This window comes from Hahella sp. NS-SX17 (assembly GCF_057367735.1).
Genome location: NZ_CM170632.1, coordinates 188,677 through 215,629, shown reverse-complemented (window position 1 = coordinate 215,629; position 26,953 = coordinate 188,677). Strand labels below are relative to the sequence as shown.

22 protein-coding genes are annotated in these 26,953 nt (G+C 55.3%); 12 read left to right on the top strand and 10 right to left on the bottom strand.

What is annotated here, in order from left to right; all coding sequences use genetic code 11:
* Positions 1-76 precede the first annotated feature (76 nt).
* From AC2IBB_RS01045 to AC2IBB_RS01030, 4 genes are all read right to left on the bottom strand, one after another.
* Positions 77-3,706, bottom strand: coding sequence for an ATP-binding protein (locus AC2IBB_RS01045; RefSeq protein WP_486331068.1), 3,630 nt, complete (start codon positions 3,704-3,706; stop codon positions 77-79).
* Positions 3,707-3,773: 67 nt separating this feature from the next.
* Positions 3,774-4,445: a DUF4194 domain-containing protein gene (locus AC2IBB_RS01040; protein WP_486331067.1), complete on the bottom strand. Its 672-nt coding sequence runs from the start codon at positions 4,443-4,445 to the stop codon at positions 3,774-3,776.
* A complete protein-coding gene (locus AC2IBB_RS01035; protein ID WP_486331066.1) occupies positions 4,442-5,917 on the bottom strand; it encodes a Wadjet anti-phage system protein JetA family protein in 1,476 nt (491 codons plus the stop codon). The genes AC2IBB_RS01040 and AC2IBB_RS01035 overlap by 4 nt, the downstream gene beginning before the upstream one ends.
* A gap of 105 nt (positions 5,918-6,022) precedes the next feature.
* The gene (locus AC2IBB_RS01030) at positions 6,023-6,916 is read right to left on the bottom strand and encodes an FHA domain-containing protein (RefSeq protein WP_486331065.1); all 894 of its coding nucleotides are present in this window, start codon (positions 6,914-6,916) and stop codon (positions 6,023-6,025) included.
* Between the two features lie 179 nt (positions 6,917-7,095).
* Here AC2IBB_RS01030 and AC2IBB_RS01025 point away from each other — a divergent pair, with 179 nt between their 5' ends.
* Both AC2IBB_RS01025 and AC2IBB_RS01020 read left to right on the top strand, forming a co-directional pair.
* Positions 7,096-7,953, top strand: a complete 858-nt coding sequence (locus AC2IBB_RS01025) for a PP2C family protein-serine/threonine phosphatase (protein WP_486331064.1) — start codon at positions 7,096-7,098, stop codon at positions 7,951-7,953.
* Between the two features lie 56 nt (positions 7,954-8,009).
* A complete protein-coding gene (locus tag AC2IBB_RS01020; protein ID WP_486331063.1) occupies positions 8,010-9,824 on the top strand; it encodes a protein kinase domain-containing protein in 1,815 nt (604 codons plus the stop codon).
* A 3-nt stretch (positions 9,825-9,827) separates the two neighbouring features.
* Here the strand turns inward: AC2IBB_RS01020 and AC2IBB_RS01015 are convergent, their stop codons facing one another.
* Positions 9,828-10,889: a hypothetical protein gene (locus tag AC2IBB_RS01015; protein WP_486331062.1), complete on the bottom strand. Its 1,062-nt coding sequence runs from the start codon at positions 10,887-10,889 to the stop codon at positions 9,828-9,830.
* 280 nt (positions 10,890-11,169) lie between these two features.
* Here AC2IBB_RS01015 and AC2IBB_RS01010 point away from each other — a divergent pair, with 280 nt between their 5' ends.
* Complete coding sequence (locus AC2IBB_RS01010) at positions 11,170-12,282, top strand: esterase/lipase family protein (protein WP_486331061.1); 1,113 nt, start codon at positions 11,170-11,172, stop codon at positions 12,280-12,282.
* Between the two features lie 77 nt (positions 12,283-12,359).
* Here AC2IBB_RS01010 and AC2IBB_RS01005 read toward each other — a convergent pair whose 3' ends face one another.
* Both AC2IBB_RS01005 and ilvG read right to left on the bottom strand, forming a co-directional pair.
* Positions 12,360-12,641, bottom strand: coding sequence for an ACT domain-containing protein (locus AC2IBB_RS01005; protein WP_486331060.1), 282 nt, complete (start codon positions 12,639-12,641; stop codon positions 12,360-12,362).
* On the bottom strand, positions 12,638-14,347 hold the full coding sequence (gene ilvG, locus AC2IBB_RS01000) for an acetolactate synthase 2 catalytic subunit (RefSeq protein ID WP_486331059.1): 1,710 nt from the start codon (positions 14,345-14,347) through the stop codon (positions 12,638-12,640). The genes AC2IBB_RS01005 and ilvG overlap by 4 nt, the downstream gene beginning before the upstream one ends.
* A 610-nt stretch (positions 14,348-14,957) precedes the next feature.
* Here ilvG and AC2IBB_RS00995 point away from each other — a divergent pair.
* From AC2IBB_RS00995 to bfr, 5 genes are all read left to right on the top strand, one after another.
* Positions 14,958-15,980 (top strand): phospholipase C/P1 nuclease family protein, encoded by a 1,023-nt coding sequence (locus tag AC2IBB_RS00995; RefSeq protein WP_486331058.1) that lies wholly within the window; start codon positions 14,958-14,960, stop codon positions 15,978-15,980.
* A 2-nt stretch (positions 15,981-15,982) separates the two neighbouring features.
* Positions 15,983-17,230 carry a peptidyl-prolyl cis-trans isomerase gene (locus AC2IBB_RS00990; protein ID WP_486331057.1) on the top strand — a complete coding sequence of 416 codons (1,248 nt, stop codon included), beginning with the start codon at positions 15,983-15,985 and terminating at the stop codon, positions 17,228-17,230.
* Positions 17,227-17,817, top strand: a complete 591-nt coding sequence (locus tag AC2IBB_RS00985; RefSeq protein ID WP_486331056.1) for a hypothetical protein — start codon at positions 17,227-17,229, stop codon at positions 17,815-17,817. Before AC2IBB_RS00990 ends, AC2IBB_RS00985 begins: the two co-directional genes overlap by 4 nt.
* A 142-nt stretch (positions 17,818-17,959) precedes the next feature.
* Positions 17,960-18,190, top strand: coding sequence for a (2Fe-2S)-binding protein (locus tag AC2IBB_RS00980; RefSeq protein WP_486331055.1), 231 nt, complete (start codon positions 17,960-17,962; stop codon positions 18,188-18,190).
* A gap of 112 nt (positions 18,191-18,302) precedes the next feature.
* Entirely contained in the window at positions 18,303-18,782 is a 480-nt protein-coding gene (gene bfr, locus AC2IBB_RS00975; RefSeq protein ID WP_486331054.1) for a bacterioferritin, read from the top strand.
* 90 nt (positions 18,783-18,872) lie between these two features.
* Here the strand turns inward: bfr and AC2IBB_RS00970 are convergent, their stop codons facing one another.
* Positions 18,873-19,364, bottom strand: a complete 492-nt coding sequence (locus AC2IBB_RS00970) for a DUF2505 domain-containing protein (protein ID WP_486331053.1) — start codon at positions 19,362-19,364, stop codon at positions 18,873-18,875.
* A 319-nt stretch (positions 19,365-19,683) separates the two neighbouring features.
* On the opposite strand from AC2IBB_RS00970, the gene AC2IBB_RS00965 reads away from it, so the two are divergent.
* Complete coding sequence (locus AC2IBB_RS00965) at positions 19,684-22,368, top strand: site-2 protease family protein (protein WP_486331052.1); 2,685 nt, start codon at positions 19,684-19,686, stop codon at positions 22,366-22,368.
* A 5-nt stretch (positions 22,369-22,373) separates the two neighbouring features.
* Entirely contained in the window at positions 22,374-22,676 is a 303-nt protein-coding gene (locus AC2IBB_RS00960; RefSeq protein WP_486331051.1) for a hypothetical protein, read from the top strand.
* A 66-nt stretch (positions 22,677-22,742) separates the two neighbouring features.
* On the opposite strand, the gene AC2IBB_RS00955 is transcribed toward AC2IBB_RS00960, so the two are convergent.
* On the bottom strand, positions 22,743-24,716 hold the full coding sequence (locus tag AC2IBB_RS00955) for a ribonuclease R family protein (protein WP_486331050.1): 1,974 nt from the start codon (positions 24,714-24,716) through the stop codon (positions 22,743-22,745).
* Positions 24,717-25,141: 425 nt separating this feature from the next.
* Here AC2IBB_RS00955 and AC2IBB_RS00950 point away from each other — a divergent pair, with 425 nt between their 5' ends.
* On the top strand, positions 25,142-25,333 hold the full coding sequence (locus AC2IBB_RS00950) for a hypothetical protein (RefSeq protein WP_486331049.1): 192 nt from the start codon (positions 25,142-25,144) through the stop codon (positions 25,331-25,333).
* Positions 25,334-25,345: 12 nt separating this feature from the next.
* Positions 25,346-26,170 (top strand): putative solute-binding protein, encoded by an 825-nt coding sequence (locus tag AC2IBB_RS00945; RefSeq protein ID WP_486333911.1) that lies wholly within the window; start codon positions 25,346-25,348, stop codon positions 26,168-26,170.
* On the opposite strand, the gene ilvE is transcribed toward AC2IBB_RS00945, so the two are convergent.
* Positions 26,060-26,941, bottom strand: coding sequence for a branched-chain-amino-acid transaminase (gene ilvE / locus AC2IBB_RS00940; protein ID WP_486331048.1), 882 nt, complete (start codon positions 26,939-26,941; stop codon positions 26,060-26,062). The two genes, AC2IBB_RS00945 and ilvE, sit on opposite strands and share 111 nt — an antisense overlap.
* Between the last annotated feature and the right edge of the window lie 12 nt (positions 26,942-26,953).

The following is a 26,953-nucleotide window of genomic DNA, read 5'->3' as shown; positions in this document are numbered from 1 at the left end:
GCTAAAACTAGTGATAGTAACGTCCATGTTCTAAATGTTTAATTTCCCAAATGGTATAGTCTCCGTTTGTTGGGGATTAACCAAACTCCTCCATAAAATCCAGCGCGAACTGGTGGCGGATTTGTTTGCGGTGGTTGGCCCAGAGTTCGGCGATTTTTTCCTGATTGCATTTTTGCCGGTCCACCAGAACGCGGGTTTGCAGTTCGCCAACCGGGCGAGTGGTGGGGCATTTGGTGAACACAAACTGGTTGCTGATCAGGTCCATGAAGGGGCCGGATTTGCTGGTGGGCATGATGAATACCAGCTGCAGGCCCAAGGTCTGGGTCAGATAGTTGATGACTTCGCGGGAGCGGGTTTCGTCCATTTTCGAGAAGGCTTCGTCCACCAGCACCATACGCAGATGGCTGTCGCCTTCGTTGAAGCGGAATGCGGAGGTGATTGCCGCTGAGCGGATGATGTAAGCCGGGGTCTCCAACTGTCCGCCGCTGCCAGTGCCGTATTGAGACAGCGGAATCGGTTGTTTGCCCTGCGGCTCCTTGTAGATTTCGTAATTGCGGTAGTTGCGATAGTCCGAGATGCGTTCAAGTTCCCGCATCGCCCTTTGCTCATCGTCGGACAGCAGCATCGCCATCATGCGGTCGCGCACTTGCGAGGCTTTCTTCGATAACTCCGCGTCAAACAGCGTGGCGCCTTCGCCGAGATTAGGCAGGGCGATGATTTCCTTGAAGAAATCCCAGTACTCTTTGAACTCCGGCACCCAGGTCCAGTCGAAGCGGAAGGACTCGCGATCGGCGCCGAAACGATGGTGCTCCAGCTCCCGGTTCATGTCCTCCAGGATCTTCTTGCCGTCATTGATGGCCTGGTAGATGGCGTGACACAGATGGGTGACGAAAGTGTTGTTGAACGCCAGCTTCAACTGCGCCAGCTTCTCTTGTTTCTCCACCAGAATGTTGTTTTTCAGGCGATTGCGGATTTTGTCGATTTCCCGGCTGACTTCACAGATGCGGCTGAAGAATGCGCGGTTGTGCATCTGGTCATAGTCAGGCAGATAGGCGATCTGATCCAGCGGATTGCTCGACTGGTTGTGCTCAATCAGTTTGTTTTCGAACTGTCGCGCCAGGCTTTCGATGTTGGATTGAGTATCCTGCAACTCCAGATGCAGCTGATCGGAACGGATGCTTTCCGCACATTGATCCGCCTCCTGCAGGCGCGCTTCGCTATCGAAATTCGGCCATAGTGACGCGATTGAGCGCAGGGACTCTTCTTTCTCGTCCTGCTTGGTTTCCGAGGCGTCTTTACGTTCGCTGAGCGCTTTGCAGAGATCCGCTTTCTGCGCCAGTTCGGTCTGCAGACTGCCTTCCCGTTTCAGAAGAACTTCGATACGCTGCTTGAGCTCTTTGTCCTGTTGCTTGAGTTGCTCGAGTTCTTGTTCCAGCTGCTCGAAGTCGGCCAGGTCCAGATGGGCCAAGCGATCTTCCGCTTCGCGCAGTTCCCGGTGAATATCGAGCATGGCTTTCAGGCGGTCGGCGTAGGACAGCGGTTTGATCTGATCCGCGGCGCGCAACAGATTGGATAATTCCTGCCACTGCTCGCCAGCGCGTTGGTGTTCGATGCGGATTTGCTGCAGCTCTTCTCTCTTTGCGTCCAGAGCGCGTTCCCGCGCCTCCTGCCCAAATACCAGCTCACTGTCGGCCACGTCACAACGGAACATGCTGTAAGAACCGGAACCCAGGCCGTTGGCGGTGACGCCGCGACGGGTCATCCGCAACTCTTCCTCTGAACGCACCCGCAGCACGCTGCCGTAGCTGGCGGTAATGTAGTAGCGCGCGGTGGCGTGGCTGAACTCCATGACATGAATAATGGAGTCTTTGTCCAGATTCATGCGTTCGCAGTCGCGACGGGCTTTTTCGCCCTGGATTACGCGCGCCTGTCCGCCGCCTTTCAAGGAGCGCAGGATGCGGGTGGCGCGGGCTTCATATTCCGGCTCCACCAGAATGGAGAAGCGGCCGCCGCCGACATAGCCTTCGATGGCGTTTTGCCATTTGGGGTCTTTGATTTCGACGTAATCGCAGAGCACTCGGGGATCCGCCTCGGGGCACTCCCGGCGAATCGCTTCTAACGCTGTTTTAACGTGGTAGGGATAAGTGACCTGACGCGTCTCCAGACTTTCGATTTCCGCCTGCTTCTGATGGCGCTGCTGTTCCAGTTTCTGATTTAAGCTTTCACGCCGGTGCAGGGCGCGACTGACTTGATCGCGCAGGCTGACGCCGTCGGCGCTGATTTCTCCATCGTGCCACTGGCGCTGCCATTGATTGGCTTTCTGCTGAATTAATAACGCCTGATCGAGGTGGCTTTCCAGGGGGGAGATATCCACCCAGTCGCGTCCCAGCAGGGCGGCGAAATCCACCTGACCGTGTTGTTTCAGTTGGCTGAACTCCAGGGCCCCCGCCCAGACATCCTTATGACCCAGACGCGGCGCGTCATCCAGAATGTTCTGGTTTTTCATCAGATTGATGATGTTATTGGTGGCTTGGAAGATGGCGTCCAGACGATGATTCTGCTCCAGCAGCCCCGGCGCTTGTTCGTGCAGGGCGCGGCCATTGGCGGCGATCAGTTTCTCCAGCTCGTCTTTCTGCTGCAGCGGTTGATGGCCCATGCGTTTGGCGGTCAGCTCCAGCAAACGGCCTTCGATTTGATCATGCCGGGCTTCCAGCGTGTCGCGCTCCTGCTGGTTTGAAACTTTCTCATCCTGCAAGGATTTCTGCTGCTTCTTGGCGGTGAGATAGGCTTCCTGATCCGTCAGATACTGATGGCGTGCGGAGACGTAATGCCAGACGTTCAAATCGATCCAGCGTTGAATATAGCTCTCGCCGTAACCGGTGGCGTCGCTGAGAATGCGAATGGCGTTTTTCAGGCGGGAGGCGTCGCTTTCCATACCGTGGATGGTTTTGAGAAGATCGGAGACGGAGCGGATCGCTTCGCCCAGGTCTTTCTTTTCCAGAATTTCATTGGCGACGAAATCATTGATGCTTTTCACCGGCTTATAGGCCATAAAACGGGAGAAGGCGCGAGCGGCGTTCATCGCCTCCCGCTCCGGCACTTCATGGGTTTTCCCGCGCAGAATACCGTAAAGGCGTTTTAGATAGCCTTTCTTGGTATCGTACTTCTCTACTTCGAATTTTTTGCGCAGGCGCGCCACAATTTTGTCCATGGGCATGACGAATTTGTCGCCGCCGGCGTCCTCACCCTGCAGGTCGGACAGACTGATTTCAGCCCCCGGCAATATCAGAAAGAACAGATCGTCCTGGCGCGCCACCCGTTGCGAGCCGGCCTGATCGATATGCGCGCGGCAACAGATAATGGCGGTGAAGGGCTCGGCGGACTCTCCTGTCGTTGGATGAAAACAGGCGGCGATATAACCTTCGGTAGGCTCCAGGCGGGCGAAGCTGCCATCGTCGCAGCCGAGTACATAGGAAGACAGCGTACGCACCTGTTTGCCGCCACGACCCCGTTGAGTCGTTTCATCCTGGCCCGGGTTGTAGGTGAACAGGTAATCGTGGGCGGCGGTCATCACCGTTTGAATGGCGTCCGCCGACGTGGTTTTACCGGAACCGTTGCCCCCGGAAAGCAGGTTAATAGGGCCGAAATCGAATTCGCTGTTGGGGATGTTGCCCCAGTTAACGTAGATACATTTCTTTAGAAACATGGTGTTCTCAAATCACTGATGATGGACGCCGCCTTATTTATTCCGTCCTTGGGCCAGCTTCCGCCGGTTAGCTTTCTTCCGGGGACGCCGCTGCGTCTTCCTGCTGCGCCTCTTCTCCCCGCAACGCGGACAGCGCTTCATCGCTGACGAAGTTGACGATTTGCGGACGGATGCGGACCCAGCTTTCGCCGCTCTCCAGGGTCTCCTCCTGGCTAAACTGCAATAGACGCAACTGACGCAGGCGTTTCAGGAGTTGGCGACGCTCCGTCAAGTTTTCCGGCAAGGTGCGTTGCAGCAGGTTTTTCATGGCGATGGACAGCGCTTCAAAGCTGAGGGTGACGCCACCCTGATCATCCACCTGACCCTCACGCAGGGCTTTGTCGTACTGGCTGCGCAACACCAGAATCAAGGCGATTTCCTGTTGATTCAGGCGCGCGCGCAAGCCAGTGTTGAAGGGTTGATCCACCTCGTCATCAAGGCCTGGCGCCTCCGCACCCGGCGGATACGCGCGGATATACTGAAACTGGCGGTCATGTAGCAGACGTACGCCGAGCACGGACAGGTAATCGTCCGCCAGCTTGTCGATGCGCAGGTAGCGATCGTACAAGGCCTGTTCGACCTGACTTTCATCGCGACAGATGATGCTGTAATCCAGCAGGCGCAGCACCAGCTCGCTGAAATCGGTTAACTGAAGTCCTTCAGAGGACAGTTCATTTTCAAGGCATTGACTCAGAATCATAAGGTGTCTTGCATCGCTTTTTTCGGTCGTACTTCGATGATGAAATCATCCGCCTGCAGTAAATAATCGTTGCTGACCAGATCGCCCGTCGGCTCAACCACGAACTCGTATTCGCTGGAGAGTCCTGACACGGAGCCCAGCTCCACGGCATGCATCGCCGCCAACAGGTCGGGAGCGGCGTTAATGGGCAGATGTTTGGTCTGGATGCGCTGGCCGCCTCGTAGCGCCTGAATCAGATACTGACGGGTACGGTCGTCATTGATGACAAAAGCCTGATCCAGCGCGTGTTGTATGAACAACTCTTTACGAGCGCCCTGATCCAGCGGCTCATCGTTGAGCACCCGGCTGTCCACGGTAATCTTACGGCGACCTTCGCGCAGGCTGATCTGTTTGGGGTCGATAAGGCCCACATTGAGATTGGCCATCAGGGCGCCTGCGCGCTCCAGACGCGCCTGTTGCTCCTCCGCCGGCAGCTCGGTCAGCTCCTGGCAAATCTGCACCATGTCATTATGGCGCTGGCTGGCCAGATAGCTCATTTGACGAATGATGATGTCCGCGCGTCGGGTGAAGTTACGCAGCGCGCTGCGCAGGGCTGGCAGCATGATGTCGCAGGCGTTGGTGAGACGGATCTCAATATTGTCCAGCAGCAGCCAGAGCAGAGACTGTCCTTCCACTATCCGGTCCGGTAGCAGCCGGCGCAGTTCACTTTCTGCATGAACCTTGGCTTCTTTGGGAAGTTTGCGGATCTGGCGCACCTGGGACATGATCTCGTCCCGGTGTTTCTCCACGGAGTCCGCCGACAGGCGCACTGACAAATCCGGCTGAAAGCGTTTGTCCATGAAGTCGAAAAATTCATCGCTGGCTCGTTTGATCAGCGCGGTGATCTCAATTTCTTTCACCAATTGGCGCTTGCGATCTTCCAGCTCAGTAATAATGTCAGTGAAGTCGCTGATGATCCGCTCGGAATACTCATAAGCGTCCAGCAGGTCGTGGACTTCTCCGGCTTCAATAAACGCCCGCAGCGCGTTGCGTGTGTTGCGTGTGTTGCGGTGCCGGGTGCGCACCGATGCTCCGCTGAGCTCCACAAAGGGTTGGGTAAACAAACGCCCTTTACGGCTGAAGTGGTAGCTGGACTGCAACGTGACCTCGTCAACCTGCACTTCCAGCCAGCCGTAATCGATCAGCGTATTGAGAATCCACAAAGCTTTGTCGCGATCCGTACGGAAACGCCCTTCGATCTCGCTGTCCTCTCCGGTATCCAGCTCGGGTGCGCGAGTCAGGGCGGTTTGGAAGATCTCCACCATCTGCTCCCGCTTCAGGGCGTGTCCATAGTCCGCCATGCTGCTATAGAAACGTTGGTACAACAAACGCAGACATTCCACGATCATTTCGCGGTATTTGCTGGTCAGCGGACGAAAGAATTGTGGGCAGTCTGTGGAAAAAAACTGCTGAAAACGGTCTGGATTCGACATCAGTAACGGCTGTGCAGGTTGTTCTGGGGCGACCGCCTATTATAGGGGCAAGGCGGAGGAAATCCCATGAGCAAAATGTAACAGGGGACGCCTCTACCGGTATCCTTACCGGAGCAGGAAGAAAGCTGACAGAGCGCCGAACACCACGGCGAAGCCGATGACGGTGTAAAGCAGGTAGCCGCCTTTGGACTCCTTCTTGGCCGCCGCTTCTGGGGCGGGAGCGGGTTTGGCTGGCGCCGGATTTCTGGCGGCTTTGGGGGGCGCCGTGGGGCGCGGTGGGCGTGGCGGTGGATTATTGGCGACGGTTTCATCGCCAGTTGGCGCGGTAGGCTGGGCTGGCGCGACGGCGTCTGGACGCACAATGGTGCGATCGCCATCATCCTCGGGTCCGGTTACGGTAAAGGTGACGACATCAAAACGCAGGCGGTCGCCTCGCTTGGCGCGGCCCTGAGTAATGCGCTCTCCATTCAGATAAGTGCCGTTGGTAGAGCCTAAATCCTTGACCAACATATAATTTCCCGCCACAGTCAGCTGGGCGTGCTGGCGCGACAAATGGGATACTGGCACGGAGATGTCGCATTGCTCGTCGCGGCCAATGATCACGCTGTCTTCGATTGGATAAAACGACTGCTTGGCCCAGCTGGCGTTGGTTTGCAGGCCCCACTCATTATGGGTGATGCTTTGCGGCGCTTCGTGTTTAGGTTTATGCTCGGCTCCGGGATGGACCACTTTAAAGCGGACTTTTCCCAGTTGGATGGTATCGTTTTCGTTGATTTTTACGGCTTTTTGCACCTTTTTGCCGTTAACGCCCACGACATAGTCGGGGCTGAGGCTCAGCAGATACAGCTGTTCCTCCTGCAAACGGATCTCGGCATGAAAGTCTTGGATGTCCGGCTGGTTGAGAACCAGATTGTTGGAAGAATGCTTACCTATTTTCAGGCGCGGTTCTACCAGCCAGATGCTCTCCCGGCTTCCATCGGTGAATTGCAGTTTAAGCATGCTGCTAGGGGCCTCGTTAAGCTCACACTTGTGGAAATGACTACTGAATTAAGGTTCTGCCGGCCAGAAGGCGCTTTAACACTTTAGAGTATAGTCAAGGAAACTAAACTGAAAACCCATCTATACTAAAGAAATATACTTTTTTAATCCCCATGAATCAGGGACTTGGAAATCTTTTAATGCAAGTAGGTTTCGCAACTCATACCGGCCGGCGGCAGCAAAATCAGGATAATGGATTAGTAGACGAATCGACAAGTCTCTACGCCGTCGCCGACGGCGTTGGAGGGGGCGACAGTGGGGAAGTCGCCAGCGCGAGCGTCTGCCAGTCCATGCAACGGGCGGTGCAAGCCGGGCATCCTCTGGAGCAGGCCATTCTGCTCGCTCACCAGTCTTTATTGGGCGATGACATCAGTGGCGAGCGCGGCTACGCCGCTTCCACTGTTGCATCGGTGCATGCGCATCCTGATGAGATGGAAGTAGCCTGGGTAGGCGATAGTCGCGTGTATTTGTTGCGGGACGATCTCATTATGCAGATGACGGAGGACCACTCCGTCGCTCAGCGCAGCACAGGGCTGTCGGAAGAAGAAGCGGCGCGCATTCGTCATGTGCTTACCCAGGCGGTAGGCGCTGCGGGCGAGAACGGTTTGCACGTGGACGCCTATCGCGTACCCCGTCAGGCGGGCGATGTCTGGCTGATGTGCAGCGATGGTCTGCATGGCGTCGTATCGGAGGAGCGGATACAGGAAGTGCTTGCTAGTCGCGGCAGCTCTCAAAGTAAAGCCGATGAGCTGGTGGAAATCGCTCTCGCTAATGGCGCTGATGACAATGTTACTGTGCTGGTGGTGAGCGACAAACAGGGGGCGCCGCAAAACGGAGCCGTTCCCAAACGAGACCTGTCCGGCGAAAAAACCCGGCCCATGCCGCCTTTTGCAGAGTCTAAATCATCAGAAGCCGCTTCGGGACGGCCTTGGCGTTACATGGCGTTAGGCGGCATACTGGCCGCATTGCTGTTTTTAACGCTGGCTTTTGCTATATAGCGACATGGAGAGATCCGGCGACGGACTAATGCATCTAATTCGGAAAAGATAACTACATGGCGTGGCAGGGATACAAAGTTCTCAGCAAGTTGGGCGAGGGCGGCATGGCGACTGTATACAAAGCCCTGCAGGAGTCGCTGCAACGTCCTGTCGCCATAAAAATTCTGTCCGCCAACCTGAAAGATCACCCTGAGATTCTGGAGCGCTTCGAAAAAGAATCTCTCATCATCGCGCAACTGAATCACCCCCACATCATCCATGTCATCGATAAGGGCGTTACCGGCAAGGGACGCCCTTATTTTGTCATGGAATACGTCGAAGGCATGACGCTGGAGGACGCCATCAACCGCGGTAAGCTCGACTTCTCCCGCAAGATGGATGTCTTGGTTCAGCTGTGCAAGGCTTTGGCCTACGCGCATAAAAATGGCGTGATCCACCGCGACATCAAACCCTCCAATATCCTTATCGATAATGACTGGCAGGCGCGGGTGCTGGATTTTGGTATCGCGCATTTCTACGACTCGTCCAGCAAACAGAAGACCCTGCATACTGAGACCAGCAACATTATGGGCACGTCCGCCTATATGGCGCCGGAACAGCACACGTCAGCGGACGCCGCCTCAGTGCAGAGCGATATCTACGCACTCGGCATTCTCATGTACGAGCTGTTCACCGGAGTCTGTCCGCAAGGGGATATCCCGCCGCCGCGCAAATTTGAACCGGACATGGCGCCGGCCCTGAACTCGCTGGTCATGCGCTGCCTGGAAAAAGATCCGGCGGAGCGACCGGCTTCAGCGGATGAGGTGAAAAACGGGTTGCTGCATATTTTGCAGGGCGGTCATCTCAGCAAAGCCCAGAAAGAAAGAGCGTTGTCCAACAGCGAGGCGATAGAGTCCCAGTTCTCTCTATTGGATGTACTAAAGGAGGATCGCCACAGCTCCGTCTATTTATACGAGGATCTGGGTAAGCAGAAACTGCTGATTATGAAGAAGCTGCCGGCTGACGCCCCCGGAATTAAGGAACACAAGTTATTGGCGCGACTCAGCCACCCCAATATCTGCAAGATTCTTGCGGTGTCGAAGGTGGATAAAGGCATCGTTATCGTGACGGAGTATCTGCCGGGCGGCTCCATGGCGGAGCAGATGCTGGCGCCCTTACCGGCGGTAAAGGTGGTGGAGTGGGCGGAGCAAATCGCGGAAGGGCTGGCGTTCGCCCACCGCAACCGGATTGTGCATGGTAATCTGCGCCCCAGTAATCTGCTGCTGGATGAAGATGGCGTCATTAAGCTCACCGACTTTGGGTTGCGGGCTCATTATGCGGACTCTGACGAACCTAACTGGTACGAGAATGCAGAAGCTCAGGGCATTCTGGGCGATATGTTCGCACTAGGCGCCATCTGCTATCACGCACTGACCGGGCAGCCCCCAGTGATTCGCGGACAGCGTCTGGTGCGCAGCAAACGTTTTACCGAGCTTCATAACCGGCTGCAGGAACTGATTAATCGACTGCTGGAGACGCGCCAGGACAAACGCTACCCCTCTCTGGAAGTGGCGATGGCGGATATCCGCGGTGTGCTGAAGAATCTGCGTGCGCAAACTGCGGCGAAGCAGACGGAGGCAATCAAGAAGCATGTGTCTCAGGTCGCCAAGAAGGAGCGCCGCTATCGTCCCCCTATTCGCTGGGGCCGATGGGTTTTTCTCATGCTGGTGATTGGCGTTGCGGCGGAGGAGTATTTCATGGGGCACGGGTATCGCTATCTCAAACCCTACATCGATCCCTATCTACAGGAGATGAAGGAGTCTGACACCTGGATAGAGTGGTCGGAAAAAGCCAAGGAAGTTGGCCGTAAGACCAATCAGATCGATTGGTGATATTCAATTAATTCCGTATTGCTGTGAGCTTTCGAAACGAAAGTAGCCGCTGGCCTCTTCGGCGGCGATAATATCCGCTTCGTTGCCGAAATATTTCTGCTGCAGCGTCTGAATGCGCGCTGCATTCTGGGAGCCCTCTTCCGTCAATGTCCGCCGCTGCGCCATATAGGCGTCGCCGTTAGCCCGTCGCTCGTCCCGGGTTTTATCAAGGCTTTCCCAACGGCTCAGCGCCGCATCATCCATTCCCAGCTCTTTGCGTAAATGGCGCAGTTGTGAATAACGCTGTTCGCGGGGCATGCTCCGCAATTGTTCCTGCACTGACGACAGGCTTAGAAAGCGGTCGGTCAGTTCCTGCTTTTTATTGGCGATGAGCTGTTCGGCTTTCTCTGAGAAGCTGGTCAGGATGTGCTGTTTATACTGTGTAATCTTCTCCTCTATGGGAGCTGTCGACTGCTCCAGGTTAACCAGATTGTCTTGAAACTGCTCAGCCCGCCATTGATCTTTCCAGATTTCATAGGCTTGCTCACCAAACAGCGCTTCACGTTTTTGCCAGAGACGAGCGCGCTTTTCCACATCGCTCAAAGACATCAGGGCGTAACGCTCGGTGTTCATCCACTCTGTGTAATTTTCCAGAGCGGTGAAGGTTTGCATTAAAGTATCCTGGAGTTCAGGAAAGGCGGCGCTGATTAGAATAGCCAGTTGTTCACGCCAGTTTTCCGGATAGCGGCTCTGTACGAAACGCATTAGCTTTTCCAGCACCTGGACCTGAACTTTAGGATGTTCGATATGCAGTCCGAAGGTGCGCTGCAAATATCCAATCAGTTCCTCTTCTTCCAGATTTCGCTTGGCGAGGGCGTCTTGTGATGGCGATGCGGCCTGAAGGGAAGGCGTGGACTTCGGCGGCGCTGTCGTCAAAGCCGGCGCTTGCGCAGACGGAGCTTGTTGCGTCGCGGCGTCACTGGAATACCGGTCATGCCAAAGCACGGCGGCAATCAGCGTTAACGCGAAGCCGCCGGTAATCAAGATGGCGCTTCTACGTGAAGTAGCGTTTGTTATTTTTGTCATGCCTGGGATTGTTAATGTTTAGTCAGAACGAATGCAAGCCTGAAGGCGCCGCAACCATTGCGGGTTAATTTTTAATGGGAAAATATGTCGGCGCCATCACACATTCGGGGGATGGTACAACTGAATAGCGCTTCATATTATGGTTTACTCTTAGGTCGCTGGGCGGAGTTCCTCCACGTAACCTGCATCGGCGCCGGCGTAGAACAAAAATAAAAAACCGAATTACGAACAAAGAGTCGTATTACCTCGTTACAACAAAAACAAAATGAGGACTGAAAACATGAAACCTATGCTCAAGGCCGTTCCGGCGGCGCTTGTTTGCGCTTCGTTAATCTGCGCGTCGGCTGCTCAAGCCCGTGACGCGGATAAAACCAAGCACCCTATCGTCTTCGCTCACGGCATGGCCGGGTTTAACAACATCCTGGGACTGGATTACTGGGGCGACGATTTTGGCACTTATGTGCTCGATCCCTGTGATAAATTTCTAGAAATCGCCTGCAACGGCGACATCAACGACAATCAACAAAGTTACGTTTCCGCCGTCCAGCCCTTCCATAGTTCCGAAGTTCGCGGTAAGCAACTGGCTGATAACATCGAAAGCTACATGGCCACCAGTGGCAACCGTTACGTCAATCTGGTGTCTCACTCCCAAGGCGGTGTAGACAGTCGTAAGGCGGCGCGCGTTTTATACGAGCGTAAAGGGTATCGGGTGGTGAAGACGCACGTCAGCATCTCCTCCCCACACCGGGGCTCTCCCGTCGCTAAATTTGTGCTCGATAATTTCCGCGACTCCATTGTGGAAGTGCTGGCCAACTTCTACGGTAATGTCGTTTACGCTGCGGGGAACGATGCGGTAGCGGCCGCCAAACAACTGGTTTACAGCGATTATGAAGCTGATGGCGCTACTACTGGGATGCAGGCGTTCAACCAGAACTATCCCGCCAGCGGCGCTTATATCGAGCACGCGGCGTCGGTGATGACGGCGCAAAGCGGGCTTAATGTGAACCCCGCCTTATGGTTGGTGTCGGAAGGTTTGTTCAATATCGACGGCAATGGATTCTGCCTGGACGACTGTAATAACGATGGCGCCGCAGGACAGGGTGATGGCGACGCCAATCAACGGGACGACGATGGTCTGGTCGGCGTCAATTCCCAGCAACAAGGGGAGAGGCTGCAATATTACGAGCGTTGGGGATCATTGGACTCCATCTATGCACAGCCGGCGTTTGGTTATGTCAGCGACCTGAACCGGCCCAGCGAATTGCAGTCAACGTCTCTCTCTTACGTGCTGAATCAGGATCATATAGACGTTATTGGCGTTGGTCCCGATACCTTCGACGAAATGGAATTCTATGCGGCGATCACGGATTACATCGCTGATCGTGGGCATTAAGCCCATTAAGGAAGGAGCGGCGGGACGCCGCGGCGATGGGGGAGCGGGAAACTCCACCCATCGCCTGCCGGGACGGCTCAGGCGCAAGCCAGCTCTGGCGTTGAAGTCTGAGTGGGTTGATTGAGCGCCTTTAACCCCTTCACATCCAGCAGTTTCTGTAATTGTCGCAAAAGAGTTTCCGGCGGACGGGTGCCGGAAACGATCAGTTGCGCTTCGTAGCCATCCGCCAATCGTTGCAGACGCAGATCCTCCACCTGAAATCCGCGGACGCGCACCACTCGCATAACGCGCTCCAACGCACCTGACTGACTGGATATTTTGCATTCGAAAATCGTCTGTGGATGTGGCTCGGCGTTCATGCGGCTTTTCCTTTTTGCTGATTGGCGGTAGTGGTCGCTGGACTGCTTTCCAGCATGGCGGTGTTCGCTTCGCCGGGCTTTACGATCGGCCAAACGTTAGTGTTTTCTTCGATGTGCACGTGCAGCAACATAGGCCCGGGATAGGCGAGCAGAGTCTCGATGCTGCGTCGCATCTGACAGCGCTTGCTGATGGTCATGGCGGGAATGCCAAATGCTTTAGCGATGGCGCTGAAGTCAGGGTTATCAGAGAGGTCCACCTCGCTGTAACGACCGGCGTAAAACAGTTCCTGTTGCTGACGCACCATGCCCAGGCGCTGATTGTCCAGAATGATGAGCTTAATCGGCAGGTTATAACGCTGGATCGTAGCCAGCTCCTGCATATTCATCATAAAAGAGCCGTCGCCGGATACATTGATGACCGGCGCGCCAGGCTTTGCGAATTGCGCCCCCATCGCCGCAGGAAGGCCATAACCCATGGTCCCGAGTCCGCCGCTGGACAGATGCTGGCGGGGGTGATTGAAGTCAAAATACTGCGCCACCCACATCTGATGCTGTCCTACGTCGCAGCTTATGATGGCTTCAGGCGGCGTTACTCTATCCATGGTGGCGATAAAGTCAGGGCCCTGAATTGGCGCCGTATCATCCTTGTTTGAAGTGGCGGCGAACCCATTTCGGCTCTTGCTCGCCATACATTGCTCACGCCACTCCGCGATCTCCAGAGGCTGACGCAGCGCGCGCAGAATCTCCCGCATATCGCCCAACAGCATGCAATCGGCGCGTTTGATTTTGCCGACTTCGCTGTGATCGCAGTCAATATGAATAATGCGCGCGCTGGGAGCGAAGGCGCTGGGTTTACCTGTTGCGCGATCATCAAAGCGGGCGCCAATAACGATGAGCAAGTCGCATTGCTCCACCGCCTCATTAGCGGCGCGGGAGCCATGCATACCCAGCATGCCCAAGTTGAGTGCATGGCGTTTGCCGGGGTTGCCGACGCCTTTTAATGTCACCACCTGTGGAATACCAGTGGCGTCCGCGAAATGGCGATAGCTGGTCACTGCTTTGGCGAGCATGACGCCGCCGCCGCTGTAAATCAGCGGACGTTTGGCGGCTTTGATCATTTTGCGGGCCTGCCCTAGAGGGTTTTCCCAATCCGTCAGGTCGCTTCCGCTGCTTTCTGTGGTCAGGGAGGCCGGTGCGGGCGTTGAGTCCAGCTCCTCCAGCAATACGTCTTTGGGGATATCCAGCCATACCGGGCCGGGGCGGCCGGACATGGCCAGCGCAACGGCCTCGTCCATGATGCGCGGCAGGTCGTTGGCGTCTTCCACAAGGTATGAGTGTTTTACTACGCCTAAGGTCATGCCCAGGATATCGCTTTCCTGAAACGCGTCTGTGCCGATCAGGGCGCGCGGCACTTGCCCGGTGATCACCAGCATGGGAATGGAGTCCATGTAGGCGTTGGCGACGCCTGTGATCAGGTTGGTGGCGCCGGGGCCGGAAGTGGCGAGGCACACGCCAAGCCGACCTGAGGAGCGGGCGTAGCCGTCAGCGGCGAGTGCGGCGGCTTGTTCGTGGCGACAGAGGACATGTTTGACATCGGCGTCGAGGAGCGCGTCATACAGGGGCATGATGCAGCCCCCTGGATACCCGAAAATGGTGTCAACGGAGTGCTTCGTCAGCTTCTCGATAATACATTGTGCGCCGTTCATATCCTCTGTTCCCGTCAGTGGCCGCTTGCTGCGGGGGGCATAAAAAAACCCCCGGTTCTTGCGAAGCGGGGGTTTTTCGAAGTCTTACTTTGCTAGTTCCGACTCGTAAACGCCAACCCCCGCGAAGGTACGACGACCACCGCGACGATAATAAGGTTGACGACTAGAATCAGGGCTTGCTTCATGTGTTTGCTAAATTCGACTGTTGTCAGAAATCTTGAATGCTTTTTAACCTGGAAATCAGGTTTGAAAAATATAGACGCTGCCTTTTCAGAAGGCAACCCCCTTTTTGCAAGTTATTTTTTTCACCCTCCATTGGCGCTCTTAACGAACCCAGTCAGTTACTGGCGCGGCTTAGGTTTTTCGATACGCAATTTTTGTGGTGTTCACCTGTTTGGGTGATTGTAACTCTGGTCACATTTTATTCTCCTAACGACGTTCAGAGAATGCCGAAGAAAACGTCCTGATTAAGTGGGTCGGTCCCTTACTCCAGGAATGACGGGCGATTACGAAAAGGCGCTCTCATCTTTTTCGTTACAACTTTTCTGTAACACGCAGTAGTTAGAGTTTCCTTAAACAAACACGATAAAAAATAAGGAGATGACTGTTCATGGGAAATAAAAATCTGATTTTGGCCGGCGTTATCCTTGCTTCTCTTGGAGCGCAACCTGCACTGGCTTTCAAACAGGAAACCCATAAGCGCTTCGTTATCGACGCCGTTGAATTTATGCGGACGCATCCTGATATCACCAACTATGCCAAACTGGAGGCGGTGGCCGCTGCGGCGGGAATCAGCGTGACCCAAATGGCTGATATGATTGGCCAGGGCGCCTACGACGTGGATGACTTCGAGGACACCTTTCTGTGCGGCGCGGTGACCGGCGATTGTGTGTTGGCGCCGGTATGGGGCTTGGGCTCCAGCATCGCCAACTACACTTCTTACTGGCACTTCCAGAACCACACCCGCGGCGCGGATGCGCATGGCAACGACATCGGGGGGTATGACTATTCCAAGCTAAGCGTGAAAGGGGATATCGACAACATGGCGGCGTCCTGGCTGAAGGGCGATCACTTGGATGACGGCGCAGGAGGTCAGACCGGGTGGCTTGGGGCGGAAGACTCTGAGTACAAGAGCTATCAGGTCACCGAAGCTAACTATCGGCAGGGCAGCTATTCCACCTACAGTATGTACAAGGATTTTGAGAATATTCCCTTTCAGCCCATCGATAACCTGGGGCAATACTGGTATAGCGCATTCTGGGCGCAGCCTACCATTCAGACGCTGGGGTTCACCCTGCACACCACGGACTTATTGCAGCCGCACCATACCTGGACTACCTCCGCATTGAACCATTCCGGCTGGGAGGCCTGGGTGCGGGATTACTACGATTCGGAGAATCTGAACGATGACGCGCTGGTGGAGCAGGCGCTGGCGGGCTTCCCCAGTTTAAGCGCCAATTCGCCGGAAATACGCCCCCTGCTGACCAAAGGTGGTGAGATTTCTTACTCCATGGGCGGCGTAGTGTTGTCTTCCACTGATCATGCAGACCGGCTGGCTGTGGCGAAAATCGTGGTGCCTCACGCCATCGCCATGACGGTGCACATTCTCAATCACGCCATGAACCGATTCTGATCATGCGCGGGACATTCCAGGTCCTGGCGTTGGCCTTTTGCCTGCTGTGCGCAGGCGGGGCCTCCGCTTCCGCCTACTTATCGGTGGACGACACCAGCCTGACGCGACAAGCGTTTGATGCGCTGCACCAACAGGCGAGCCAGCTTCGCGAACTGGATCGTAAAGCCTTTGCTGATGAGTTAATTGACGCCTTGCTGGTGTATCGCTGGGCCCAGAGAGAGCTCCCTGAGGAGCAATGGCGAGGGGCGGAAATTGGTTACGCCTACAGGTGGCATATTCGCCGCCAGTTAGATAAGACGCTGGCGAAACTATATTCCAAGTGGCCGGCTGCGGAGTTGATGCGGCAATACTCCAAACCTGGTGTGGATGCACGGGAGGCGCTGGCGGCGATCGCCCCTCAGTCGATTCTCGGTTATCAATTGACGCCGGCGCAACGGGATAAAGCTGCGTCTCTGGTGTTGGCGCATATGGCCTTCCCAGATCAGAAAGATGTGACGCTGACATTGCTGGAGGCATACGAAGGGCAGTCCGTACAGGGTAAAAAAGCGCTGATGGAAGGCGACGCCAAAGCGCTGGGCATGGAGACGCTGTCCTGGAAGCAATATCAACTGCGCCTATGGTGGCTAAGCCATGAAAGCGGTGTTGAGAGGGATGCTATTGAGGACTTGAGGCGGACAATCGAGGCGCACTATTTCTATCCCAAAATCCTCAATGCGTTGGGCGTGATTAAGCGCAATCATGGCGACAATCCCGGTCTGATCAAGTTCAGAGAGCAAGTTAGCGCGGCGCAGATCAAAAGTTACTATCAGCGACATCAGGAAGACTTTCGTTTTTTGGCGAGGATCAAGGTGCGCGGGGCGATATATGGCGATGAGGCCACAGCGCGAGGCGCTCGCCAACAGCTAATGAACGGCCTGTCCTGGGCGGATCTAAAAGCGCCATCCCATCCCGCCGACTTGCCGTTAGACGCTGAAGGCTGGCTGCATAAGGATGCGGTTAAACCTACGGACTGGCTGGCGTCATTGGCTTTCGCCACTCCGCCAGGGGACGTCAGCGAAGTCATACGTTCTCCGGCGGGTGATTGGGTGATTCTGCAAGTGAGAGGGCGCGAGTACGACTACTATCCCGCCGACAGCGAGACGGTGCGTTACCATGCCACCGATGTGCTGGCGATTCAGCAGGCGGTGACGGCCTACAGTGAGCTGATCAACCATCTGCGCCGCCAGGCCAGTCTGCAAAGTAAGGTATGAACCGGAAGTCGTGGCAACGTGGCTGGATCTTGTCGGTGTTCTTCTGCGCCGTCTGTGTGGCGATAGGATTTTTCTTTTTCATCAGCGCTGACGCGTCAAAGAACGCGGTCCCGCTTTCACCCAGACTTGTCGCGGCGCAGACTGCCGAGCTTCCGCCGATGCAGGCGCCTAAATCTGCGCCGCCAGTAGGCTCGTCAATGCAAGCTGTCACTCAGGAAGAAGTCCTTCCTCAGTTAGATGAAGAAGAGGCATACCCTGAGTTGCCCACCGACATTGAGGCGTTGGCGTCGTTGTCCGCCTCCATTGAAAAGGGAGATCGGCGCGCTCCTCCCATCACCAGGCGTACGCCAGAAAAAACACCGGATGCGGAAACCCTAGCGGATCACGACGCCTATGCCCGCATGGAGGCGCATCAGCATCAGCGTGTGCTCAATAGCTTTCGCTCCGCCGCCCAGGACAAGGCGGCTGAATTGGAGCGTTTGATCGCAGAAGGCCGCGCCCGCGGCGTCTCCCCGGAACTGTTACAAGAGGCTGAAGCCAAGCGTGACGCGCTTTTGGACGCTATCCATATGATTAATCAGGAATAATTTTTCATAACGATTTTGCTGCATTAGAACCTGGGAAATTTTGGTTACAGTCCGGCAAAGAAACTACTAAAAACATTATTGACAATCATTCTCATTAGCATTAACTTTCTCTACAGACTGCTAATAAATGAGAGAGATTTTCATGTACGTATGTCTTTGCAACGGAATTACCGATCACTCCATTCGCGAAGAAGTCGCGAAAGGCGCCCAGCATCTGCGCGATGTAGTGCGTTCGTTGGGATTGGCGAAAGACTGCGCCCGCTGTGTGGAAGCCGCTCGTGAAGTATTCGACGAGGCGAAATCTCAACTTGATCTCTCCATGGCGGAACAATTGGCCTACGCTGCTGACATTCCTACCCTGACCGCCGCCTGAAAATTCGATTGTACTTTCCTTCCCGTTACAACTAATCTTAAGGGTTGAGTTGGTAACCCCTTGTTTTTATGGGGTTATTGCAATTGAGAATCATTCTGACGGGAGCGCTGTGATGAAGGGCGATAAGAAGGTTATTGAACACCTTAACCAGATCTTGGCTAATGAACTGATTGCGATTAATCAGTATTTTCTGCATGCGCGCATGTATAAAAACTGGGGCCTGACGGCTCTGGGCAAGAAAGAGTATGAAGAGTCCATTGATGAAATGAAGCACGCCGATCAGCTGATCGAGCGGATTCTGTTTCTGGATGGTATTCCCAATCTGCAAAAACTGGGCAAGCTGATAATCGGCGAGACCCCGAAAGAAATGCTGGAATGCGATCTCAAGCTGGAATTGAAAGCCATTCCTGACTTGCGTGAAGCGATCGCCTATTGCGAGCAAGTGCGCGATTACATCAGCCGTGAGATTCTTGAAAGTATTCTGGAATCTGAAGAAGAACACGTCGACTGGCTGGAGACTCAGCTGGATCTTATGGAGCGCGTGGGCATGGAAAACTACCTGCAGAAGCAGATGTCCGACGCCGATTCCTGATATATCTTCTCTTTCATCGCTCCGGCGCCGGCTGTGTTATTCCCAGCCGGTCGCCTGAAATTTCCCTGCTTTTCTGCGCTTTTCGCCTCTTTAGAGGTTAGCCCGCAGATAATCCGCCACAAAAGCGAATTCGTTCTGCATGGCTTCCTGCGACTTTGCGGCGACAAACTCCGCCAGCTTCTTGCCCACCAGCGGCACCCGGCATTCGAAGTTTAGCGTCACTTCATGCACGCTGCCTTTGCCCTCTGAGTACAGACGCATTTCGCCGTTGATGGAAACAGGGACGCCCTGGATATCCACCTTCACTTGTGCGAGGTACTCTCCGGCGTTCTCACGCCAGTGCTCTTCCTGTGTCACCCGATTCCACTCTGAGATGAACTTTCTCAACATCGCCGGGGCTTCTGCGGGCACCTCGCGAACAATTTTCAAGTCCAGTGCGGAGTCAGTCTGCTCGCATTGTCGTATATCGATGTTGCGGGAACCGAGAAAGCGTTGCTTTTCTTCAATGTGGTGGGGAGCGCCAATAGCGCTGAAAACGGTGGCTGCTGTGTAAGGGAAATGCTGCTGCCCTTTTACGATCATCCCTAGCTCCTGTTGTGATTATGATTATGAGAGTCGGTCTTGTCTTTATTGTTAATCGCGTCAGCCGCACAGCCAGGCGCGGCAAGGCCTGGAAACCATAGCAGCATGGCGGAAAAGCTGGCAATAACCGGTGGCGCTGAATGTAGTCTGGGTCTCAAATTGGACATTTGTCCGCGGATTGACGGAATTTAAGTGTAATAGCGGCCAATTTGGGTATAATTGCGCGATTTTTAATCGGCCAGACGTTGCTGTTCCTGCGTAGCTGGCGACACCTTCCGACTTGAGAGCGTACTGGTAGTTTTTGTAGCGGTTGCGGTAAATGTCCTATCTGTTTGGTTTCCTGTTAATTGTCATTTTCATCCGGGTTCTGGCGCGCAGCTCCGCCATACTCCAGGTAATGAAACTCAGGGTGAGGCTGGAAACTTCATATGCTGTCGTCACCAAGGGGGAAGTAGAGGAAGCTTATCTGCGTATTCTAGCGCCCGGGATCAAGGAACTGTCCGAGCTTGGATTTGTGGAGCTTTGTTGGTTGCGCGGCTGTGAAGCGTCCCGTATAGATGACCTGGAAGCCTTTTTTTGTTTCATGTATCACCCAGAGCAGCGGACTTACGCCAGGCTTACCTCCCATACTGAGCTGACCGCAGTACGGGAGACGCAATGTTCTTTTGTGACTTTCTTCAATAATGGCGAAACCTTCGAGACGGTAAATGGCCATACGCATCGCATCTTGTCGGATGTCGCCAACTACCACATTGAAGATCCTTATGTGGCTGACCTTGCAGAACACTGGAACGCGCACCTGCAACGGTTAGGACATACTTCCGCCGAACGACTGGAAAAGACGCCGGAAGCCATTGGCGCATCCGGCAATGCTTATTTTGCCGGTTATAGAGAGGAGTTATTGGCGCAGGGGGTCTTGAAACCGGTTGTGAGGGATGCGCAGCAGGCGCAATTCACCCTCAAAGGCGCGTTGCGCTTGCAGAAGGCGGCGCAGGCAGGCTCTGTGCGGATGGCGGAAGTCGTGAACAAGATCCCGGCATCAACGCCTACGTTGGACTACCAAGTACTTTCCCACCTTCGTAATGACGCTATGTCGGCCAGCGGGGAGTCCATGGGAAGGTTGGGCAAGGCGCTGCTTCTATTGGTTTCATTGGGCGTATTTGCGCTGAGCTTTGGCTTCAAACTGGATCTTTTCCCTCTGCTCATACTGATCGGCGTAGTGTTTCTGCACGAGCTGGGACACCTGCTGACGATGATGGCCTGCGGCTATCGCGATTTGCAGATACTGTTCATTCCCTTTATCGGCGGCGGCGCCCGAGTCGATCAGGGGCGCATTTCGAGCTGGCGAAAAATCATTGTGTATCTGATGGGCCCGGCGCCGGGACTCATATTGGGGATTGGCCTCTGTTTTTACCTGCCGTCAGACGCTCCTGTGTGGATGACCTCGGCGGCGCTCATGCTGATAGTGCTGAATTACTTCAATCTGGCGCCGATTCAACCCTTGGACGGTGGACATCTTTGGAGTCTGCTTTTGTTCCGGCGCAGGCCTGTGATACAGCTTATTTTTTTCTGCCTCAGCATTCTGGCGATTGCAGCCTTCTCCTGGTGGGCGAAAGAGGCGGTGTTTGGCGTCATCGCCTTGCTTTGGGTGTTTCTGTTACCGAATCAATGGCGACAGGCGAGACTCTTTTCTCATCTCCGTCGGCAGTACCCGCGGCTGCTGGAAAGCAATCGCGCTGAGCAGCTGGCGGCCGTCTATGAGGGAGTGAGAGCGCTAAAGCTGCCTTGGCGCAAAACAGTCGCTTATCAGCAGGTGAATATCCTGATGCTGCGCTTCCGGGACCGGCCGCCGCGAGTCTGGGAGTTCCTGCTGGGATTGGCGCTGTATCTGGCGTTGCTGATAGGCGCGCCGGCAGCCCTTACGCAAACCCGATATGGCGACGCTCTGAAGGATATCGCCGCCCCATGGCTGGCTAAGAAAGGCATGAACTGGGACGGGCAGATCGCCAGCGCTAAAACCCCGAGGGAGCGTCTGAGCCTGCTGATCGCCGCGGGAGATTATTATTTCTATTCCAGCGATGACGCCATGGCTGAAAAATATTACGACCTGGCGCTAAAAGAGACGGAAAGACACGGCATCAGCCCGGAAGAAAAGATAAAGATTCTTTATCAACTCGCGCAGGCCTTGTTCATGAACACCAATGATAAAGAGTCTGTGTCCATCGCCTATCTTCAGGAAGCGCTGCGGTTATACCAAAAAGAGCGCATCCAGAACGGCGAGCTGCTGCCGGATATCTATGAGCTGCTGGTGGAGTGTTATCTATTCCAATCCGATTACACATCAGCCCTGAAAAACATCGATGGCGCTTTCGCCAACAGCGATATCCGGCGTAACGAGCAGCGAGTGGCGCAGCTCTATATGCTGAAGGGGAATGCGCTTTCGGAACTGCATAGAGTGGTGGAGGCGGAGCGCGCCTATATTCAGGGCATCAAAGCCTCCAAGTCCGTGGATTTCAAGCGTACAGTGGAATTGCGATTGTTGGAGTTCTACCTGAATGAAGGCTTGTACGACGCCGCCATCAAGCGTCTGGAGTCTCTTTTATATGGTCCCAAGGCTTTTACCGGGTATACCGACGGCATCAGCTACAACCTTAACCTGCGTCTGGCATGGGCCTACTACGGGAAAGAACGTTATATCGACGCGGAAATTACCCTGCAGTCATTGCTGGTGGACATGACTGACGCCGGCCTGGGCGACGTTTCATTGCTGCCCGCGCTGGAGCTGTTGCATATCGTGCAAAGCGCCCATGACCCCTGGCAGGCCGCGGGAACCCGCACCTGGATTGAGCAAATCGCGGAAAACACGCTGGACCTGGCTCCGGACGCCTATATTGATTCATTGCGGGAACAGCTTCAGTATATTCCCGAAAGCAGTCGCTACCGCCGCAAACTGGCGGAGGCGGGGCTAACCAGCTTTGGCGTGAAAAACGCATCGGAAACCTGATCGCCATGAAAATGTATATCCTGATTAAAGACTCCGTTCCTGCCGGGTATGCAATGGTTGCCGCGGCCCATGCGTCGCTCGCCGCCTACTTGAAATTTCAGGATACGGATGAAGTGAAAGAGTGGTTATCCGGCCCTTTCTATAAAACCCTCTGCAAGGTGAACGAAAAACAGTTCGAAAAAGCCAAAACTTTCGCAGACCTTGTGGTGATTACTGAGTCCGCTCTGGAAGGTCAGGAAGTGGCGCTGGCGTTTAAGCCCAGGGAAGAGTGGCCAAAGGACTTTAAGTTTTATCCTCTGTATCGATAAGCTACTGCGTTGAGCGGGTGAGGCGGGAACCGCCGCAGCGCCGGCTAGCGCTGCGGCGATGTACGATTATTGCTCCGCTTGCGGCTCTTCCGCCTTAACGGGCTGCGCTACCGGGGCAGGCTCCGCCAGCTCCATCTGAATCAGTTTTTTCTCCATGTCGACCGCAGTGATGGTGACTTTCACTGGTTGCTCCAGGCGGAATTGACGATGTTCGCCAGTGTGCTGGAAGTAGGTGCCGTCGAAGCGGAACTTCTCCTGCAATGCGCCCAGGTTCACCATACCTTCAATGCCATTCTCATCCAGACGCGCCTGGAATCCAGAACCAGTGGTGTGCTGCACCACGCCATCGAAGGTCTTGCCGACCAGCGTCTGCGCGTATTCGCACTTCAACCAGGTCTCGGACTCGTTCACGGCGCTACGGCCGGCGCGCAGTGACTCCTGCAGTTGCAGGATGGCCTTGCTGCTCAGAGTGTGCGGCTTCTGGCTTTTCAGTACGCTTTTGATCTGACGGTGAATGCTCAGGTCCACGTACTTGCGAATAGGGGAAGTAAAGGTGGTGTAGTGAGGCAGACCCATGCCGAAATGAGGGCAGGGTTGATCCGATAAAGCGCCACGCGCCAGCAGACGGTTGGCGATGGCCTTCACGGGCACTTCCGGCGGATTCGCGTCCAGGAAGTCCATGAATTTCTTGAAGCCTTCCCACGTATGCAGGTCGCTGCAATCGTAATCGGAGATTTGCTCGGAGACAATTTGCTTGATCTGGTCCAGACGCTCTGGACGGAAACCACTGTGAGCAGTGTACAGAGAGCGCTCGGTATTTTGCTTCAGGAAGTCCGCCGCACAACGGTTGGAAGCCACCATTGCTTCCTCTACGATGGAATGGGCGGTACTGTTGATCTTGCGATGAATATTCTTGACCTTGCCGTTCTCATTCAGCTCCAGCTGGTAGTCTGGGCGGTCTTCATTCACCAGCGCATGTTTGCGGCGATGGTTGGCCAGGGCGGTTCTAACATCGTTCAGGGCATGCAAAGTGGCGCCGTGGGCATGGGCGCTGGCGTCGTCAGAGACTAAAGCGGCGGCGACTTCTTCGTAAGCCAGATTAGCGGCGCAACGAATGGCGGCTTCCTCGATGCTGTAAGAGGAAATGGCTCCATCAGCGTCGATCTGCATCGTGCAAACCAGGGCCAGACGGTCTTCGCCGGACTTCAGTGAACAGAAATGGTTGGCCAGTTTGGCTGGCAGCATGGGTAACGTGCGGTCGGCGAAATAGAAAGAGCTGCCCAGACGTTGTGCGTACTTGTCGATGTCGCCGCCTTCAGGAATCAGCGTGGACGGGTCGGCGATGGCGGCCAGCAACTCCCAGCCTCCTTCAGGCTTGGCGGTGGCGAACAGGGCGTCGTCCATATCTTGAGTGCTGGCGGCGTCGATCGTGACGAACGGCGTTTCCCGCAGGTCTTTGCGTTTTTCCAGCTCGTCGGCGACTTGCTTCTGCAGCTCCGCTTCGTTGATGGAGGCGCGGTTATGGGCCTGCAAGTTGTACTTGGCCAGCATGTAATTAACTTCCAGGCCGGATGCGCCTGGCTTGCCGATGATTTTCACCACCTCGGCCTGCGGCTTGCCTTCAGGGAAGGGGTGCTGCAAAACACGGCACAGAACCAGGTCGTTGACGTGCGCTTGCTGGCGCTTCTTCGGCGGAATGAAAATCCAGCGGTTCATGCCCATCAGGTCAGGCTCAACGAAGTGCCCCTGACCACGAGTGAAATAACGGCCGACGAAATACTTCAGCTCACTCTTCATATGTTGCAGTACTTTGGCGACGTCGCGGCCTTTGTCGTCCTGGCTGACTTCCACCAGAATCCGGTCGCCTGGAAATACTTTCTGCATTTCGTCCGGGTTCAGGAAGCACTCTCTGCCGTCATCCAACACAGCAAACCCAAAACGCCCCGGACTGCCTTTCACCGTTCCTTCAAAACGGTTATTGGCGATACGCAGGTCTTGTTTGAACTGTTTCAATTGGGTTAAGGCATCGGAATTTAACATGGAAAAGTGGTCACTCGTGATGATTGCTGAAAGGGAAAGCTGATCGTTACCGCTGGTTGTCCGGGCTTACATCGAAGGAGGGTCATATTACCCCGAATGCCCGCGTGGTTCTAGCCGCGATAGCGCATAAATCACGCATTCAGCCGGGCGGAATAAGGCCTGAGGCCAGTTTTACAAGTAAATTTTGACGCGGCTCACGGGATATTGCCCCAAACTGGGGCGATTCTTTCCTTCTCCTTGAATATCGCGGAAACGTGCTCTCTGCGGCATTAAGACGCGTTAGTTTGTCATATATTTCGCGATAGTCAGGCGGAACTCGAAACCCAATGACGCCGCGGCGGGTGGGCCATTTCGGCTGATTCAGACAGGGACGACCGTTGTACAAGGAAAACTCAATACCAATAACAATAATGGAGATTCACACCATGACAGCATGCTTTCGTCGTGCGTTGCTGGGGCTGTTCCTGGGCGTCGCCGCACTCACCGCGCAAGCGGCTGAGCAACGCAGCTACTGCGTTTTTGATCCTCTCGGGGCTGCCGGCCCTGTGTATAACCTGATGAAAGCCACCCGTATTCAGGCCCTGAACTGGGGCTATGATCTGGAATTGAACGCCTAAACAGATGAGAAAATCGCGGCTGACGACTTTCGCGCCGGCCAATGCGACGCCGTATTACTGACGGACGTGAGGGCGCGGGACTTCAACCGTTTCACCGGAACCCTGGTGGCGCTGGGTGCGATTCCGGGATACGGCGAGCTGAAGATGGTTCTGCAGACGCTGGCGCAGCCGAAAGCCGCCAAGCTGATGACCAGTGGCGATTTTGAAGTCGCCGGGCTGCTGCCCGCTGGCGCGGTGTATGTGCTGGTGCGGGACCGCCGCGTTAACAGCGTACAGACCATACAGGGCAAGAAAATCGCTACCTTCGATTATGATCCTGCGGCGGTCGCCATGGTGCGTCATGTGGGCGGCTCCGTGGTGGGCGCGACGCCCTCCAGCTTCGCCGGTAAGTTCAATAACGGCAGCGTCGATGTCGCCTACGCCCCCGCGATCGCCTACCAGCCTTTGGAGCTTTATAAGGGCGTAGAGCCGGATGGGGGCGTGTATTTATATAGTTTCGCGCAGATGACCTATCAGATGTTGGTGCGTAAAGACCGCTTCAATGCGGGTTTCGCTCAGAATGCGCGGGAGCATTTCCAGGGGCGCTTTGATGAACTGATGGAGATGGTGCGAAAGGCTGAAGCGGAAATACCTGCGAAGGTGTGGATACATCCCAATCAGGAGGAAGCCGCCGGGTTTAACAATATGCTCAAAGAAGTGCGTATTGCGTTGAAGGGCGCGAGTGATCTAAGCGCCGCACTCCTGCGCAATCAAGGCGGCGAAAGCCTGACGCAGACGTTGCAGAACCTCGCCGGGCGATGTGCGGAGGGGACGTCCCTCCACCTCCGCGACGGGTAAGAGTCCTGCGCCGCTGCCGGTCAGGAAGCATTCATCCGCCGTATACAAATCGTAAGGGGTGAGCGTGCGCTCACTGACGGGTATGTTGTTAGCCTGAGCCAACTCCATAATCGCCGAGCGGGTCACTCCCGCGAGCGCGCCGTCGCTGGTGGGGGGCGTCAGCAGGCGACCCTGGCGGACGATGAACAGGTTTTCCGCCGATGCTTCCGCCACCTGCCCGCGTTCGTTCAGCAACAAGGCCTCATCAGCGCCGGCGACATTGGCTTCCATGCGCGCCAGGATCGAGGTCAGGTAGTTGAGGCTTTTCACTCTGGGGTCCAATCCCGCCTCGACGGTGCGGCGTACGCTGGCGATAATCAGTTTGAGTCCTTTCTCCTGCGCTTCGCTGGAGGCCATGCTGAGCTGATCCGCCAGAATGAACACATTCGGCGTGGCGCAGTTACGCGGATTCAACCCCAGGTTGCCGGGGCCGCGGGTGACTACTAAACGCAGATAACCGCTCTCGCCGTCATAACGGCTTATCAACGCGCTGATTCCTTCGCGTAAGGCGTCGGCGTCATAAGGCAGGGTGATTCCCAACGCGGCGGCGGAGTCCTGCAGACGCTGCAGGTGTCTCTCAATGCGAAAGGGCGTACGTTGATAGAAACGCAGACCCTCAAAAACGCCGTCCCCATACAACAGACCATGATCGTAGACGGAAATCGCCGCTTCCGCTGCGGGAATAATTGCTCCGTTTAGCCAACAATACGGCGTGGGGGCGGCGGTTTGCATAGTCTTTCTCCT

What these genes read in the sequence shown, in the direction of transcription:
- AC2IBB_RS01045 (WP_486331068.1), bottom strand. Translation starts at nt 3,706, where the DNA reads ATGTTTCTAAAGAAATGTATCTACGTTAACTGGGGCAACATCCCCAAC.
- AC2IBB_RS01040 (WP_486331067.1), bottom strand. Translation starts at nt 4,445, where the DNA reads ATGATTCTGAGTCAATGCCTTGAAAATGAACTGTCCTCTGAAGGACTT.
- AC2IBB_RS01035 (WP_486331066.1), bottom strand. Translation starts at nt 5,917, where the DNA reads ATGTCGAATCCAGACCGTTTTCAGCAGTTTTTTTCCACAGACTGCCCA.
- AC2IBB_RS01030 (WP_486331065.1), bottom strand. Translation starts at nt 6,916, where the DNA reads ATGCTTAAACTGCAATTCACCGATGGAAGCCGGGAGAGCATCTGGCTG.
- AC2IBB_RS01025 (WP_486331064.1), top strand. Translation starts at nt 7,096, where the DNA reads ATGCAAGTAGGTTTCGCAACTCATACCGGCCGGCGGCAGCAAAATCAG.
- AC2IBB_RS01020 (WP_486331063.1), top strand. Translation starts at nt 8,010, where the DNA reads ATGGCGTGGCAGGGATACAAAGTTCTCAGCAAGTTGGGCGAGGGCGGC.
- AC2IBB_RS01015 (WP_486331062.1), bottom strand. Translation starts at nt 10,889, where the DNA reads ATGACAAAAATAACAAACGCTACTTCACGTAGAAGCGCCATCTTGATT.
- AC2IBB_RS01010 (WP_486331061.1), top strand. Translation starts at nt 11,170, where the DNA reads ATGAAACCTATGCTCAAGGCCGTTCCGGCGGCGCTTGTTTGCGCTTCG.
- AC2IBB_RS01005 (WP_486331060.1), bottom strand. Translation starts at nt 12,641, where the DNA reads ATGAACGCCGAGCCACATCCACAGACGATTTTCGAATGCAAAATATCC.
- ilvG (WP_486331059.1), bottom strand. Translation starts at nt 14,347, where the DNA reads ATGAACGGCGCACAATGTATTATCGAGAAGCTGACGAAGCACTCCGTT.
- AC2IBB_RS00995 (WP_486331058.1), top strand. Translation starts at nt 14,958, where the DNA reads ATGGGAAATAAAAATCTGATTTTGGCCGGCGTTATCCTTGCTTCTCTT.
- AC2IBB_RS00990 (WP_486331057.1), top strand. Translation starts at nt 15,983, where the DNA reads ATGCGCGGGACATTCCAGGTCCTGGCGTTGGCCTTTTGCCTGCTGTGC.
- AC2IBB_RS00985 (WP_486331056.1), top strand. Translation starts at nt 17,227, where the DNA reads ATGAACCGGAAGTCGTGGCAACGTGGCTGGATCTTGTCGGTGTTCTTC.
- AC2IBB_RS00980 (WP_486331055.1), top strand. Translation starts at nt 17,960, where the DNA reads ATGTACGTATGTCTTTGCAACGGAATTACCGATCACTCCATTCGCGAA.
- bfr (WP_486331054.1), top strand. Translation starts at nt 18,303, where the DNA reads ATGAAGGGCGATAAGAAGGTTATTGAACACCTTAACCAGATCTTGGCT.
- AC2IBB_RS00970 (WP_486331053.1), bottom strand. Translation starts at nt 19,364, where the DNA reads ATGATCGTAAAAGGGCAGCAGCATTTCCCTTACACAGCAGCCACCGTT.
- AC2IBB_RS00965 (WP_486331052.1), top strand. Translation starts at nt 19,684, where the DNA reads ATGTCCTATCTGTTTGGTTTCCTGTTAATTGTCATTTTCATCCGGGTT.
- AC2IBB_RS00960 (WP_486331051.1), top strand. Translation starts at nt 22,374, where the DNA reads ATGAAAATGTATATCCTGATTAAAGACTCCGTTCCTGCCGGGTATGCA.
- AC2IBB_RS00955 (WP_486331050.1), bottom strand. Translation starts at nt 24,716, where the DNA reads ATGTTAAATTCCGATGCCTTAACCCAATTGAAACAGTTCAAACAAGAC.
- AC2IBB_RS00950 (WP_486331049.1), top strand. Translation starts at nt 25,142, where the DNA reads ATGACAGCATGCTTTCGTCGTGCGTTGCTGGGGCTGTTCCTGGGCGTC.
- ilvE (WP_486331048.1), bottom strand. Translation starts at nt 26,941, where the DNA reads ATGCAAACCGCCGCCCCCACGCCGTATTGTTGGCTAAACGGAGCAATT.